At 35.9% G+C, this 14,386-nt stretch carries 14 protein-coding genes; 8 read left to right on the plus strand and 6 right to left on the minus strand.

The window, feature by feature from the left end; all coding sequences use genetic code 11:
- Positions 1 to 483: 483 nt before the first annotated feature.
- The gene (locus tag KI430_RS13370) at positions 484 to 1,134 is read right to left on the minus strand and encodes a hypothetical protein (RefSeq protein ID WP_248875454.1); all 651 of its coding nucleotides are present in this window, start codon (positions 1,132 to 1,134) and stop codon (positions 484 to 486) included.
- Between the two features lie 10 nt (positions 1,135 to 1,144).
- On the minus strand, positions 1,145 to 2,677 hold the full coding sequence (locus KI430_RS13375) for a helicase HerA-like domain-containing protein (RefSeq protein WP_248875455.1): 1,533 nt from the start codon (positions 2,675 to 2,677) through the stop codon (positions 1,145 to 1,147).
- A 128-nt stretch (positions 2,678 to 2,805) separates the two neighbouring features.
- Here KI430_RS13375 and KI430_RS13380 point away from each other — a divergent pair, with 128 nt between their 5' ends.
- From KI430_RS13380 to KI430_RS13410, 7 genes are all read left to right on the plus strand, one after another.
- On the plus strand, positions 2,806 to 3,687 hold the full coding sequence (locus tag KI430_RS13380; protein WP_248875456.1) for a bestrophin family protein: 882 nt from the start codon (positions 2,806 to 2,808) through the stop codon (positions 3,685 to 3,687).
- A gap of 2 nt (positions 3,688 to 3,689) precedes the next feature.
- Positions 3,690 to 4,229: an RNA methyltransferase gene (locus KI430_RS13385; RefSeq protein ID WP_248875457.1), complete on the plus strand. Its 540-nt coding sequence runs from the start codon at positions 3,690 to 3,692 to the stop codon at positions 4,227 to 4,229.
- Positions 4,230 to 4,399: 170 nt separating this feature from the next.
- Positions 4,400 to 5,053 (plus strand): CBS domain-containing protein, encoded by a 654-nt coding sequence (locus tag KI430_RS13390; protein ID WP_074235873.1) that lies wholly within the window; start codon positions 4,400 to 4,402, stop codon positions 5,051 to 5,053.
- A gap of 3 nt (positions 5,054 to 5,056) precedes the next feature.
- Positions 5,057 to 5,929 carry an NAD kinase gene (locus tag KI430_RS13395; RefSeq protein WP_074235872.1) on the plus strand — a complete coding sequence of 291 codons (873 nt, stop codon included), beginning with the start codon at positions 5,057 to 5,059 and terminating at the stop codon, positions 5,927 to 5,929.
- 105 nt (positions 5,930 to 6,034) lie between these two features.
- The gene (gene fbaA / locus KI430_RS13400; RefSeq protein WP_248875458.1) at positions 6,035 to 7,102 is read left to right on the plus strand and encodes a class II fructose-bisphosphate aldolase; all 1,068 of its coding nucleotides are present in this window, start codon (positions 6,035 to 6,037) and stop codon (positions 7,100 to 7,102) included.
- Between the two features lie 86 nt (positions 7,103 to 7,188).
- Positions 7,189 to 8,046 carry an acetyl-CoA carboxylase, carboxyltransferase subunit beta gene (accD, locus tag KI430_RS13405; protein WP_120211988.1) on the plus strand — a complete coding sequence of 286 codons (858 nt, stop codon included), beginning with the start codon at positions 7,189 to 7,191 and terminating at the stop codon, positions 8,044 to 8,046.
- 52 nt (positions 8,047 to 8,098) lie between these two features.
- Positions 8,099 to 8,608, plus strand: a complete 510-nt coding sequence (locus KI430_RS13410; RefSeq protein ID WP_248875459.1) for a DUF6973 domain-containing protein — start codon at positions 8,099 to 8,101, stop codon at positions 8,606 to 8,608.
- 46 nt (positions 8,609 to 8,654) lie between these two features.
- Here KI430_RS13410 and KI430_RS13415 read toward each other — a convergent pair whose 3' ends face one another.
- The 4 genes from KI430_RS13415 to KI430_RS13430 form a co-directional block, all read right to left on the minus strand.
- Positions 8,655 to 9,719 carry a T9SS type A sorting domain-containing protein gene (locus tag KI430_RS13415; RefSeq protein ID WP_248875460.1) on the minus strand — a complete coding sequence of 355 codons (1,065 nt, stop codon included), beginning with the start codon at positions 9,717 to 9,719 and terminating at the stop codon, positions 8,655 to 8,657.
- A 245-nt stretch (positions 9,720 to 9,964) separates the two neighbouring features.
- Positions 9,965 to 10,765: a methionine ABC transporter substrate-binding lipoprotein MetQ gene (gene metQ, locus KI430_RS13420; protein ID WP_248875461.1), complete on the minus strand. Its 801-nt coding sequence runs from the start codon at positions 10,763 to 10,765 to the stop codon at positions 9,965 to 9,967.
- Between the two features lie 11 nt (positions 10,766 to 10,776).
- Entirely contained in the window at positions 10,777 to 11,430 is a 654-nt protein-coding gene (metI, locus tag KI430_RS13425) for a methionine ABC transporter permease MetI (protein ID WP_248875462.1), read from the minus strand.
- Positions 11,420 to 12,448, minus strand: a complete 1,029-nt coding sequence (locus KI430_RS13430) for a methionine ABC transporter ATP-binding protein (RefSeq protein WP_248875463.1) — start codon at positions 12,446 to 12,448, stop codon at positions 11,420 to 11,422. Before KI430_RS13430 ends, metI begins: the two co-directional genes overlap by 11 nt.
- 534 nt (positions 12,449 to 12,982) lie before the next feature.
- Between KI430_RS13430 and KI430_RS13435 the strand changes: the two genes are divergently transcribed.
- Positions 12,983 to 14,383 carry a nucleoside recognition domain-containing protein gene (locus KI430_RS13435; protein ID WP_248875464.1) on the plus strand — a complete coding sequence of 467 codons (1,401 nt, stop codon included), beginning with the start codon at positions 12,983 to 12,985 and terminating at the stop codon, positions 14,381 to 14,383.
- Positions 14,384 to 14,386: the final 3 nt, after the last annotated feature.

Genomic DNA, 14,386 nt, shown 5'->3' on the forward strand with positions numbered 1-14,386 from the left:
TTCATTTACATTTTTTTCATAATATTCTAGAGCTATCCAAAATAATTCCTTTAATTACAGAAAATATATTATTGTTCTTAGAAAAGTTTGAAGAGGAAAAAAAGGTCTCTTGAAAAAGAATTAAATATGCAGCAATTAGCCCAAAAATGTGACACAAACGTTTCTTACTTTTCTAAATTTGTCAATCATTATAAGAAAGATAATTTTATTTCTTTATATTGGAGTAAAACATTTTATCACTCAGTAAATTGCTCAAAATCCGGGTTAATACCGCGCAAAGCTTCTCTAAAAATTTCAAAGAAAAATATAATATATCACCTTCTTATTTTTTAAAGTTTAAATAAATAATCTGAAGTAAGTATTTGATAATTCCCATACAATATACTTAATGCAAATTTAATCATATACACATTTCGTATGTTTTTCCGAAAAGCGCTCTGTTACTTTCTATATCTATTACTGAGTACATCTACATTTTTCCTTCTACAAAGTTAAGAAACTTGAGAAACTTCCTTTCTCAAACATTTTGTTGTTGATCAATTCTATTTTCTTTATGGAACTGACAGGCACAATAGTAACAATTTTATGTCCTTTTTCAACGTAAAAAAAATAAGCGCTGTTAGAATCAATTAGGTAAATGTCTTTTTGATTTCCAGAATCATCTGTAATCCTATGTTTGATTTTTAAATTATTATTCGCAATTCTGTCTTTTACATTAATTCCTGTTCCTAAACCTCCACCAAGGAAGAAAGCGGAAATCATAAATGCTATCGCGAAATAAGCCTGCTTTTTGATATGGATTTTCAAATCAATGTCTGCTGCGTCAGGATTTTTTTTAAGAAAACTCTTGCTGACAATAGAATCACGAACCCACTTTTTGTGACTATTTTTAGCAAGAAAATTATAATAAAGAAAGAATACTATAACCATCAAAGTTACTGTTAATAAGATGATTGGCTGAGAAGTCAATTCTGCAATCGGACTTATCAAAATGTCCATTATTGAAGAATATTTTAGAAAATTAATTCCCAACATATAGAAAAAAACGCCATCTCTAAGTATCCCGAGAATAATGAGATATAAATAACCTAAAGGTAAAAATGTCTGTAGTTTTTCAATCAGTTTGTAGTCCATTCAGTAGTTTTTATCTCCTTTTCTTCATACTGAACATTCCCAAGATAAACTTAGCGCCTTCTCTTGCCAGAGTATTTAGAAAGGTTTTTCCGGCGCGACTTTCAATGACTTGCTCAAACATTCCTGCTTCTTCTTTTGGTTGTGCAGGTCTTCCTCTTGTTGGCGTTGGGATTACGGTTTGCGTATGTTCTTCGATTCTTTTGTTGAGGATTTCGTAGGCACTTTCTTTATCGATGTCTTGTTCGTATTTTTTGACAAGATTAGAATTTCTGGTCAGTTCATCGATTTCTGATGCGGTTAAGATATCCATTCGGCTTTCAGGCGAAATCAAATAAGTTTGGACTAAAGGTGTCGGAATTCCTTTTTCGTCCAATGCGGTTACAAAAGCTTCTCCGATTCCAAGATTTTGGATGAGTTCATTGGCTTTGTAAAATTCTGTCGTTGGATAATTTTCTACCGCTTTATCAATTTCTTTTCTGTCTTTTGCAGTGAAACCTCTCAAAGCGTGCTGAATTTTCAACCCTAATTGGCTCAAAATATTTTCAGGAACATCGCCAGGAATTTGAGTGATAAAATAAATTCCGATTCCTTTGGAACGAATCAACTTTACCATCGTTTCGATTTGGGAAAGCAAGGTTTTTGAAGCTTCATTAAATAATAAATGCGCCTCATCTATAAACAAAACCAATTTTGGTTTTCCACTGTCGCCTTCTTCAGGAAAGGTCATATAAATCTCGGCAAACAATGATAAAATGAACGTGGAAAAAAGATTAGGCTTATTCTGAATATCATCAACTCGGAAGATATTCACAACACCTTTTCCATCTCTGGTTTTTAGCAAATCATCCACTTCAAAACTTGGTTCTCCAAAGAAAGTTGTTGCGCCTTGTTGTTCCATCGCAACAATCGAACGAAGAATGGCACCCAAAGATGCGGGAGCAATCGAGCCGTAATTGTCAGCCAATTCTTTTTTACCAATCGGATTATCAGTCACATATTGCAAAACTTTTTTCAAATCCTGTAAATCCACCAAAGGCAAAACTTTGTCATCACAATATTTGAAAACAATAGACATAATGCTTTGTTGAGTGTCATTCAATCCAAGAATCTTACTCAATAGAATTGGTCCGAATTCTAAGACTGTCGCACGAAGTTTCACACCTTTTGCGCCGGAAATTGTCATCAATTCTACAGGAAAACTCTGTGGAGAATAAGGCAATTGCGTTTTAGAATATCGATCTTTGATGTTATCATTTTCTGTTCCGGCTTCGGCTATTCCGGATAAGTCACCCTTGATGTCCATTACCAAAGTCGGGATGCCTGCATGAGACAGTTGCTCTACAAAAACCTGAAGTGTTTTGGTTTTTCCTGTCCCAGTCGCTCCGGCAATTAAGCCGTGTCTGTTAACGGTTTTTAGAGGGATAGAAACATTAACTTCTGTAATAACTTCTCCATCCAGCATTCCTTTTCCGAGGATAATGTGTTCACCTTTTGGATTGTACTTGGCGTTGAGGTCGGTTATGAATTTTTCTTTATTTGACATCGATTGGTTTTTTCAATCCTTAAATTTAAAAATAATTTTCAGAAACAATTTAAAACTTGAGTGAATTATAAAGTTATCACAGGATTTTATTTTGATATCAATTATCTTTGTCATCTAATGTTTTTTGTATGCGCGCTTACAACACAAAAAATTTCCTCAAAATACTCATCAGTCTTCATAAAAGTGACACACTGAGTATCCTTTTTCCAACAATGCTTCTCGTAGGAGTTTATTCTTACGGCATCTATTATTTGGAAGTAGAATATCTGCATTTGACGTCCAAATCTTCGGTGATTAATATCGGAATGATTCATTCTTTACTGGGATTTGTCTTGTCTTTGCTTTTGGTTTTTAGGACTAATACAGCCTATGACCGTTGGTGGGAAGGACGAAAACTTTGGGGAAAATTGGTCAATGACAGCCGAAATTTTATGATTAAGATGAGTAGCATCTTGGATGATAAAGATGTTAAAACCAAAACTCAGATCGCACGTTATCTTAAACTTTTTCCTCATTTGCTGGCAACAAATCTTTCCAAAGAATCAACAAGATTGGTTTTGGATGAGGATTTTACAGACCTTAAAAAAGAACTGAAACATCACGGACCTGCAGAATTGGTTTTTCTGATGACCAAAAAATTGTTTCAATTAAAAAAAGAAGGTAAGATTTCCGAAACAGAAATGTTGGTTTTGGATACTCAGCTATCAGGATTTTTGGATGTTTGCGGAGGTTGTGAAAGAATCAAAAATACACCAATTCCATACTCTTATTCATCATTCATCAAGAAGTTTATTGTTTTCTATGTTTTGGCTTTGCCAATCGCGAATGTTGTGAATCTTGGATTTTTTATGATTCCGATTACGATGTTTGTGTATTATGTTTTGATGAGTTTGGAGCTGATTGCAGAAGAGATAGAGGATCCTTTCAATAATGATGAAAATGATATCCCGATGGAATCCATCGCGCAGAATATCGAGAGAAATATCGATTTAATTTTAAATAAAGCTTGATTTTGACAAAAAAACTGAAACTAGAAGAGCTAGGAAGAATAGATGTAGAAACCTTCAAAAAAACAGCTAAAATTCCTTTGGTTGTGATTTTGGACAGCGTGAGAAGTATGCACAATGTTGGTGCGATTTTCAGAACTGGCGACGCTTTTCTGATAGAAAAAGTGGTGCTTTGTGGGATCACGCCTCAGCCACCTCATCGTGAAATTCATAAAGCGGCTCTTGGTGCAACAGAGAGTGTGGATTGGATTTATGAGCAGGATATTAATGTAGCTATTGACCACCTTAAAAAGGAAAACTTCGAAATCATTGGGATTGAGCAAACTTCGTCAAGTCAATTGATAACAGATTTTGAAATTAATCCAGAAAAAAAATATGCTTTAATTCTCGGAAATGAAGTCGATGGAATCAGCGATGAAGCTTTACCAAATATTGATACTTTTCTGGAAATTCCTCAACTTGGAACCAAGCATTCCCTGAACGTAAGTGTCTGTGGCGGAATCGTAATTTGGGAATTTGCAAAGAATCTTAATCTTACAAAATAAAAAACTGCAAACACAATGAAGTGCTGCAGTTTGAAATAAATCTAATAAAAAGTAAAAATGAAAGGCGACAAAGATATATTTTTATTTTTATATAAAGCAATAGTTGTTGTAAAAAAATATAAAATTTTTTAAAATCTTTTGTGGCTAAGTAATTTTTGTAAATTAGCATAATGTTTATCAAAGATTACATTTCCAAAGACTATCCGGCTTTCGGCGTCAGAGACTCTATAGAAGAAGCTTCTGAGGTTGCTAAGGAATTTGGATATTCCCACGTTTTCATTGTGAGCAAGGGTATTTTTCTTGGTGGATTGAGTCAGCCGTTTCTGGAAGACAGTCCGGAAGGCAATCTGGATTCGCTTAATATCCATTACGAGCGTTTTGCGATTATGGAGGACAGTAGTTTGCTGGACAGCATCAAGCTTTTCCACACCTTCAACGCAAATGTAGTTCCTGTTATTTCCAAAGAGGAAAAATATCTGGGTTATATCTCTTGCGACGATATTTTCAATGAGTTTTCCAAATATCCTTTGTTTTCCGAAAACGGGGCGATTTTGACAATTCAAACCACAGGATTGCATTATTCTATGACAGAGATTTCTCAGATTGTAGAAAGTAACAATGGCAAAATCTACGGCACATTCATCAATGCTATAAAAGACGACAGTGTAGAAATTACGCTCAAAATCAGCAATGAAAATCTAAGTTCTATCGATGAGACTTTTGAACGTTACGGCTATGTTGTGGTGCATAAACATTATGATGACGAGAAAGAAGAACTGTTGAAAGACCGTTTTGGGTTTTTCCAGAAATTTTTAGAAATATAATTGATGAAGGCAGCTATCTATTCTCAAAAAAAAGATCTTGATACGTTTTTGTATCTCAACCGATTCATTTCCGAATTGGCGTTGCGAGAAGTAGCAGTTGTTCTTCACGCAGAGATGGCGGAGAATCTGAATTTTTCCAAAGAATTTGATACATTTTCCGGAAAAGAAGAGCTTAAGAATAAGAATGTCAATATCGTTTTTAGTTTTGGAGGCGATGGAACGATTCTGAATGCTTTAACCTTTATTCAAGACCTTGAAATCCCGATTATTGGAGTTAATACAGGGCGATTAGGATTTTTGGCAAATTTCCGAAAAGACCAGATTTTCGATGAATTGGATTCTATTATTCTCGATAAAAATTATAATATCAGCGAACGTTCGGTAATTAAAATTACAACGGATGATAATTCTCAGATTGATTTTCCATTTGCTTTGAATGATGTCAGCCTTTCCAGAAAAGAAACAACATCAATGATTACTGTGGAATCTTATATTAATGATGAATTCCTGAACGTTTTCTGGGGTGATGGATTGATTGTTTCTACACCAACAGGTTCTACCGCCTATTCATTAAGTTGTGGAGGTCCGATTATTTCTCCAAGTAATGACAACTTTGCGATATCACCTATTGCTCCTCATAATCTGAATGTTCGTCCGCTCATAGTAAAAGACGATTCCAAGATAAAATTGACGGTCAAAAGCCGTGTTCCGCAATATACTTTAGCTTTGGATTCCAGACTTTATCATATGGATGTTGGTAGCGAAGTTGTAATTGAGAAAGCCGAATTTTCCTTGTTTCTCATTAAACCAAAAAATTTCAGTTTCTACGAAACGATTCGTCAAAAACTGCTTTGGGGAAATGATAAGCGGAATTAAAAACAAAAATTATTATCTATAACATAGGATTTGTAAAAATGAAATTTGAATTGTTAATAATTTCGTAAGTTTACAGTCCAAAAAATCTTAAAAAATATAATAAAAATGAGCAGAAAATTTCCGGCAGGAGTTGCCACTGGTTCTTTAGTAACAGAGATATTTGATTATGCCAAAGAGAAGCAATTCGCACTTCCGGCAGCTAATGTGATTGGTTCTAGTAACATCAACGCAACGTTAGAAACTGCTGCAAAACTTAATGCTCCAGTAATTATCCAGTTTTCAAATGGAGGTTCTATCTTCAATGCTGGAAAAGGATTGAGTAACGATGGACAAAAAGCGGCGGTTCTTGGAGCTGTTGCTGGTGCAAAACATATCCACACTTTAGCAGAAGCTTATGGAGCAACTGTTATTCTTCACACAGACCATTGTGCTAAGAAATTGTTACCTTGGGTAGATGGACTTTTGGATGCAAGTGAAGAATATTACAAGCAAAACGGAAAGTCTCTTTACTCTTCTCATATGTTAGATTTCTCAGAAGAGCCAATTGAGGAAAACCTGGAGGTTTCTGCAAAATACTTCGAGAGAATGAACAAAATGGGGATGACTCTTGAAATCGAATTAGGAGTAACAGGAGGAGAAGAAGATGGTGTTGACAACTCTGATGTTGACAGCTCAAAATTGTATACTCAGCCAGAAGAAGTAGCACACGCTTACGAAGTTTTGAAAGCGGTTTCTGACAACTTCACAATTGCAGCGGCTTTCGGAAACGTACATGGTGTTTACAAACCAGGAAACGTAAAATTGACTCCGAAAATTCTTGACAATTCTCAGAAATATGTTCAGCAAAAATTCGGAACGGGAGATAAACCTGTGAATTTCGTATTCCACGGTGGGTCAGGTTCTACGTTGATGGAAATCCGTGAAGCTATCAGTTACGGTGTTGTAAAAATGAACATCGATACAGATTTACAATTCGGTTACACAGAAGGAATCAGAGATTATATGACAGAACAGATTGAATATCTGAGACATCAAATTGGAAATCCAACTGGCGCAGATGCTCCAAACAAGAAATTCTATGACCCAAGAGTTTGGGTAAGAAAAGGAGAAGAAACGTATATCAAGAGATTGACTCAGGCTTTTGAAGACCTGAACAATATCAATACACTTTAATTTATAAATGATAATTGATGAGAGATAAGCGATTTTCGCAATTGTCTTTACATCAATTATCATTTTTCATTTATCAATTATAGATTATGGCATTTGATTGGTTTAAAAGAAAAACCCAAAACATTACAACTTCTACAGAGGACAAAAAAGATGTTCCAAAAGGACTTTGGCACAAAACACCTACTGGTAAAATTATAGAAGCTGAAGAACTTAAGGCTAATAATTTTGTGTCTCCGGAAGATGGTTTCCACGTAAGAATCGGAAGCAGAGAATATTTCGATATGCTTTTTGACGACCATAAATTCAAGGAATTGGATGCGGATGTGGAAAGTGTTGATATTCTTAAATTCAAGGATACAAAGTCTTACACAGACCGTCTGAAAGAAGTGAAATCAAAAACAAAACTCACAGACTCTATCAGAAATGCAACCGGAAAAATAAACGGTGTAGAAATGGTGGTTTCCTGTATGGATTTTGCTTTTATTGGAGGTTCTTTAGGCTCAGTAATGGGAGAAAAAATCAGAAGAGCCATCGATTATTGTATCAAACATAAGTTGCCCTATATGATTATCTGCCAGTCTGGTGGCGCAAGAATGCAGGAAGCGGCTTATTCACTAATGCAATTGGCGAAAGTTCAGGCGAAGTTGGTTCAGCTTTCTGATGCTGGACTGCCTTACATCGCATATCTGACAGACCCTACTTTTGGTGGAATCACAGCTTCATTTGCAATGACGGCTGATGTGATTATCGCTGAACCGGGTGCTTTGATCGGCTTTGCGGGACCTAGAGTGATCCGTGAAACCATTGGTAAAGATTTGCCGGAAGGCTTCCAAACGTCGGAATTCTTACAGGAAAAAGGATTTGTTGATTTCATCGTAAAAAGGACAGAAATCAAAGAGTCGATTTCAAGAATCGTAAAATTATTGGTACACGAGTATCATTAATTAAATTTAAATACAACATGCACTCTCTCAAATTTGGGAGAGTTTTTTATTGATGAGATTTATAGGCATATTTTTCAGAACATTAAAGTCATTGACCTTTGGAAAACTTTTGAAAGTTTTTTCTATTGGATTGATGCATCCTTTGTTCGCGATTTTATACACGTATGCGAGCTTTAAAGCCTTTGCGAAAGCGAAAGAATTGTATCCTGATACCAACTCTAATAATGGCGAAGGAAACGCTTTTAGACATTCATATTGGTGTTGTTTGATTATGATGTACTTCTGCAAAGTGTCTTCACCAAGAAAATCGTTGGAATGGTGTGAAAAACTCACCAATATGCACGAAGAATTGTTTCCGAATGAACCATTAGAAACCAAAATGGACCTTCACAATAACAGAGTCGGGATGGATTATTTTATGAGCCTGATTCCGGGTGTTCATCGCCAGTTTTTTGAAAGTAGTTTTTTTATTAAGGAATTGCAGGAAAGAACTAAGAATGGCGTTTTAATAAAATCTATAGACGAAGAAGTTGATAAAGATGTTTTGATATATCTGGAATAAAAAGACGCTCAATCGAGCGTCTTTTTCCTTAAAATTTGAAGTGATATTACTTCTTGATGAATTTCTTCGTCGTTGTTTTTCCGTTTTCGAAAGTGATTCTGATGAAATAATTTCCTTTCGTTAAGCTGGAAACATCTACTATATTGTCTTTAGTTTCCATTACTTTTTGTCCTGTTACAGAAAGAACTTCAACAGATTTCAAAGCATTTTCTGTATTCACCTTGATGAATTTATCAGCTGGATTTGGTCCAAAACTGAAATCAACTTTATTGAAATAATTAACCGCTAAAGTGTTATTCGATTTGTTGACACATCTTACAGAATAACCAAAACTTTTTGCATCACCCCCAAAACCAGTTGTACTAGCCGCAGAAGCTCCTAAATATGCATAACGGTAAAAATTAGGGTTTGCACTAGCCGACCTTGTCCAGAGGTAAGCACGAGTTCCTTCAAAGGCCCAGCCTGCATCTTTACGCGCTCCAGCTCCAGCGATTTTCAGGTTGCTGTCAAAACCTCTCTGCATTCCTGTGTTAGTTGAACCTGCGGGTCTTGGGAAGATATTTTCCTTTGTCATTACCAGATCCCAATCTGCCTCAGAAGGCATTTCCCAATTGTCTCCAATTGCTTTACAAGGATCCATTCCGTTGTGTTCTGTCACTTCAGAAAGACTTTTTGCTGTCCAATTATCATTTTGTTCAGGATTGGCAAACCAACCCGTATAGTTGGAAGACCAAGGTGTTCCACCACCGATGTAGAAAAGGCTTGTTCCAGTGCCTAAACCAACAGGATTGTTTGGTGTTGGATAGGTTTCTGTCGTCTGGGACGTTTTTAATTGATGACCATCATCCCAACGTCCGTACTGGAAATAATCGCCGCGGGCCCCTTCGTCAGCAATACTTGTTGCAACATTTGAGCTTCCAAGATTTTGTTGCAGCCATTCATAACCGTCAGCTGCTCTTACAGTTTTGTAGGAAACAGTTTGGTTTTGATAAGTCAAGCTCACACAACCATTGTCACCGATGTTTGCACCTGCAGTTTGAGGTGTGCAGTTTTGAGCTTGTATATTAAAGATAGCTGCGAACAGCCCTAAACAAAGATATTTATTAAACATATAATTAAATTTTTTGCAAACATATTTATTTAGAACTAATAAAAATAACAAAATGATTTATATCATAATGTGATAATATGATAAAAACGTCTCGATTTACTTTATATAACTAGTTTATTTGTTATTTAAGATTATTTTAAATGATAATAATTTTAAAACTATAAATATTATTTGTTGAATTATAAATAAAAATTGACGATTCGTAAGAACCGCCAACTTAAAAAATTAGATATAGAATAGAAGTTTTACCAGGCTTTCACAGCACCTCCTTTGAAGGTCTGTTGCGCCGCAGATTCTACTTCCGGAGATTGGTATGCTTGTACAAATTTTTTCACTTTTTCATCACTCTTATTATCTTCTCTGGAAACAATTAGATTAGCATAAGGCGAATCTTTATCCTCAGAAAATAAGCCTTCTTTTTCAGGGTCTAGTCCGGCCTGAGCTGCAAAATTGTTATTGATAATTGCCAAAACTACTTCTTTGTCTTCCAGAACTCTTGGGATTTGAGGTGCTTCCAATTCTAGGATTTTAAGGTTTTTAGGATTAGCGATGATATCAGTTACTTTAGGCAAAAGCCCAACGCCATCTTTCAATTTCAGAATACCTTGTTTTTGTAATAACAGTAATGAACGGCCACCATTGGTTGGATCATTCGGAATCACAATAGTTTGTCCAGCCTGTAATTCGGAAATTGATTTTATCTTTTTAGAATAGGCTACAATTGGGAATACAAATGTCTTTCCAACAACTGCTAATTTATAACCGCGCTGTCTAGATTGTTCTTCAAGATAAGGTAAATGTTGGAACGCATTCACGTCCACATCGCCCTGACTTAAAGCCTCGTTTGGAACAACATAATCATTAAATGTTACCAATTCCACATCCAAACCATATTTCTCTTTCGCCACTTTTTTTGCAGCTTCGGCAAGGTTTTGTTCCGGTCCGGTTGCGATTCCGACTTTCAGAACATTGGGGTTTGATTCTTTTTTGTTGCAGGCTGATAATGTAAGAATAGCCAATGCTAAAGCCAATATTTTCGATTTCATTTTTTTATAATTTATCTATGATTGAATTTTTTTGAAAGAAAGTCCCCGGAAATCTGGATAATGAAAACCAGTATAATTAATAATATTAGAACAGAATTCATTACCGCAAAATCATATCCGATGTAGCCGTATTGATAACCTACTTGTCCCAATCCACCTGCACCAACTGCGCCTCCCATTGCGGAATAACCAACTAAAGTGATTAATGTAATGCTTACGTTATTGATTAATGACGGTAAAGCTTCTGGCAAAAGGACTTTCCGGATGATTTGAAGCGGTTTTGCGCCCATTGCTCTTGCTGCTTCTATTAATCCTGAAGGGATTTCCAACAGGCTGTTTTCTACCAATCTTGCAATAAATGGAGCAGAACCTACACTCAACGGAACTAGTGCTGCGGAAACGCCAATCGATGTTCCTACAATGGTTCTTGTGAAAGGTATCATCCATACAATGAGAATGATAAAAGGAATCGAACGGAAAATATTGACTATAATGGATACGATTTGGTGTGATATCTTATTTTCCAATAATTGACCTTTTCTTGTGAGGAAAAGAAAAATTCCCGTCGGTAATCCTAAAACAAATCCAAAAAATCCTGAAACCAAGGTCATTACAATTGTCTCAATTGTCCCTTGAAATAACAAATTGATAATACTATCCGACATAACCTAAAATTTCTGTGTTTGTATATTCATTTTCCAAATAAGCCAAAGCTTCGTTGATATTTTTCCCCTGTAATTCCAGAATCAAAACACCAAAATTCAAGTGACCAACATATTCCAGTTGCGCACTGATAATCTTAGCCTTAACATTAAATTTCTCATACAGATTAATGATAACTGAACTCTGAGTTTCGTTTCCGCTTATCAGAATTTTGACCAAAGGATTGTTATTCTCGCTGTCAATATTGCTGATAGAGTTCTGATAAATCGAAGGCAATTCCACATTCAGAGAAGCTTGTATAAAACCTTTCGTGATTTCTTTTTCCGGATGAATGAAAATCTGTTCTACTTTTCCTTGTTCCGCTAATTGGCCATTATCAATTACGGCCACTTTATCGCAAATACTTTTAATCACTTCCATCTCGTGTGTGATAAGAAGAATCGTGAGATTCAATTTTTGATTAATGGATTTAAGAAGTTGTAAAATCGATTTTGTCGTTGCAGGATCCAATGCGCTTGTAGCTTCATCACACAACAGAACTTTCGGATCGTTGGCTAAAGCTCTCGCAATCGCAACTCTTTGTTTTTGTCCGCCGGAAAGATTCGCCGGATAATCTTTTGCCTTGTCCTTCAGTCCAACTAACTCCAAAAGCGAATCTACTTTTTCTTTAATTTGGGATTTAGATTGTCCTTCTAATTCCAACGGAAAAGCAACATTATCAAAAACATTTCTTGAGGATAACAAATTGAAATGCTGGAAAATCATTGCAATTTTTCTTCGTTCCTGAGTCAATTGAGCTTCGGAAAGTTTTGTCAGTTCAATTCCATCAACAATTACTATTCCGTCATTTGGTTTTTCCAGAAGATTCACGCATCGGATCAGCGTACTTTTTCCAGCACCGGAAGTTCCAATCACGCCAAAAATTTCTCCTTTTTCTACGGTCAGAGAAATATTGGACAACGCTTGGATAGTTTTATTTTTAGTTGTAAAACGTTTGGAAACGTTCAGCAGTTCAATCATTTTGATTCATTAATTAAAAAAATAAAAACCTTTCAAATGAGTTATGAAAGGTTTTCAAAATAAACACACTATTTCTTCTTCATATAAATCTTATGCAACAAACAAATTTCAACATAGTATGGTGTTTTTAAAAAAAGCCTCTGCAAAACTATAAATTTCAATTCATACCAAACAAGTATAATTTGAAATAAATGACAAATGTCATGTTTTGTAAAGATGATTTGACTAACTGGAACACCTTCGCTAGGTTTGGGCAGCTTTATCCGCGCTCCGTTCCCGCTATTTTTGCCAAACTTTCCCAAGCAAAAAAATGAGCTCCACTCAGCTCGGGCTGCTGTAATTCAACGTTCCATTCTAACGTAATATTTAACGTGAAGTTTGCCATTCCGGAGGAATCTAAATAATGCTCATCACCATTATTGTTGAGATTCCTCCGGAATGACAATATTGTGTTTTTTTTACAGGCAAAATTCTAGTATCTAGAATCTAACATCTCATATCTTTTCTTACATTTACTGAAATTAATTTCCAAAAATGGTTTTAAGCAGGATTTGGTCCGCCTTCATCATCATTGCAATTGCGGTTGCATCGGTTAAATATTTTAGTTCAGAAAATTACAGTCAGATTTTCAACGATATGGTCGTTGGGAAAGGCGGTGATACGATTCAGATTGGCTATAAACCATTGGTCAAACTTCCTCTGGAGATCAGAAAACCAATGATGGACAATCTTCAGTTTGAACAAAACCACATTCATTACCAGGCCAATGAGTCGCCTGATGTGAGAATCTACCGCATTCAGGAAACCGACGGCGTGATCGGAACCAGCGAAACGGCGGTTAATATCTGCCTAAAGTTGATTGGAATTATGGCGTTGTTTATGGGATTTATGAGCATCGCTGAAAAAGCAGGCGGTATTAATTTTTTGAGCCGATTGATTCAACCTTTTTTCTCTAAATTATTTCCGGAAATTCCGAAAAATCATCCGTCTTTTGGACATATGATGCTGAATTTCAGTGCCAATCTTCTCGGTCTTGATAATGCGGCTACACCTTTCGGACTCAAAGCCATGGAAAGCCTCCAAACTTTGAATCCAGATAAAGACAAAGCCAGCAACGCCCAAATTATGTTTCTCTGTCTGCACGCCAGCGGATTGACTTTGATTCCGGTTTCTATTATTGCGATCCGTTCATCAATGGGTTCGGAAACGCCGACTGATATTTTTCTGCCTTGTATGATTGCAACTTTTTGTGCGACTTTGGCAGCGATGACGATTGTTTCTATCAGACAAAGAATCAATCTTTTTCAGCCAATTGTTTTAGCTTACGTTGGCGGAATTTCTGCGATTATTGCTTTATTAGTAATTTATCTGGTTCAATTGAATAAAGAAGAATTAGATTCTTTCAGCAAAGTAATGAGCAACGGGATTATCCTGTTGATTTTCTTAGCAATTGTCCTTGGAGCTGTTTATAAAAAAATCAATATTTTCGATGCGTTTATCGACGGTGCAAAAGAAGGGTTCACGGTTTGTGTGAAGATTATTCCTTACTTAGTGGGGATGTTGATTGCTATTTCATTACTGAGGACAAGTGGCGTTTTTGATGTGATTATTGATGGAATGAAATGGATCGCGAGCGCATCTCATCTCGACACCAGATTTGTGGATGGACTACCAACTGCGTTGATAAAACCTTTATCAGGTTCCGGAGCTCGCGGAATGATGGTTGACACAATGAAAACCTTTGGAGCCGATAGTTTTGCAGGAAAATTATCTGCGATTCTACAAGGAAGTTCCGATACAACTTTCTACGTTATTGCAGTTTATTTCGGTGCTGTTGGAATTAAAAATACGAGATATACAGTTGGTTCGATGCTTTTGGCGGATTTGGTTGGCGTTACAGTTTCGGTAATTTTGGCGTATTTATTTTTTGGTTAATAA

Source organism: Epilithonimonas zeae (assembly GCF_023278365.1).
In the GTDB taxonomy this organism is placed as follows: Bacteria; Bacteroidota; Bacteroidia; order Flavobacteriales; family Weeksellaceae; genus Epilithonimonas; species Epilithonimonas zeae_A.

Bases quoted from the DNA above. Each gene is read 5' to 3' on its own strand.
- KI430_RS13370 (WP_248875454.1), bottom strand. From the start codon at position 1,134: ATGGACTACAAACTGATTGAAAAACTACAGACATTTTTACCTTTAGGT.
- KI430_RS13375 (WP_248875455.1), bottom strand. From the start codon at position 2,677: ATGTCAAATAAAGAAAAATTCATAACCGACCTCAACGCCAAGTACAAT.
- KI430_RS13380 (WP_248875456.1), top strand. From the start codon at position 2,806: ATGCGCGCTTACAACACAAAAAATTTCCTCAAAATACTCATCAGTCTT.
- KI430_RS13390 (WP_074235873.1), top strand. From the start codon at position 4,400: ATGTTTATCAAAGATTACATTTCCAAAGACTATCCGGCTTTCGGCGTC.
- KI430_RS13395 (WP_074235872.1), top strand. From the start codon at position 5,057: ATGAAGGCAGCTATCTATTCTCAAAAAAAAGATCTTGATACGTTTTTG.
- fbaA (WP_248875458.1), top strand. From the start codon at position 6,035: ATGAGCAGAAAATTTCCGGCAGGAGTTGCCACTGGTTCTTTAGTAACA.
- accD (WP_120211988.1), top strand. From the start codon at position 7,189: ATGGCATTTGATTGGTTTAAAAGAAAAACCCAAAACATTACAACTTCT.
- KI430_RS13410 (WP_248875459.1), top strand. From the start codon at position 8,099: ATGAGATTTATAGGCATATTTTTCAGAACATTAAAGTCATTGACCTTT.
- KI430_RS13415 (WP_248875460.1), bottom strand. From the start codon at position 9,719: ATGTTTAATAAATATCTTTGTTTAGGGCTGTTCGCAGCTATCTTTAAT.
- metQ (WP_248875461.1), bottom strand. From the start codon at position 10,765: ATGAAATCGAAAATATTGGCTTTAGCATTGGCTATTCTTACATTATCA.
- metI (WP_248875462.1), bottom strand. From the start codon at position 11,430: ATGTCGGATAGTATTATCAATTTGTTATTTCAAGGGACAATTGAGACA.
- KI430_RS13430 (WP_248875463.1), bottom strand. From the start codon at position 12,448: ATGATTGAACTGCTGAACGTTTCCAAACGTTTTACAACTAAAAATAAA.
- KI430_RS13435 (WP_248875464.1), top strand. From the start codon at position 12,983: ATGGTTTTAAGCAGGATTTGGTCCGCCTTCATCATCATTGCAATTGCG.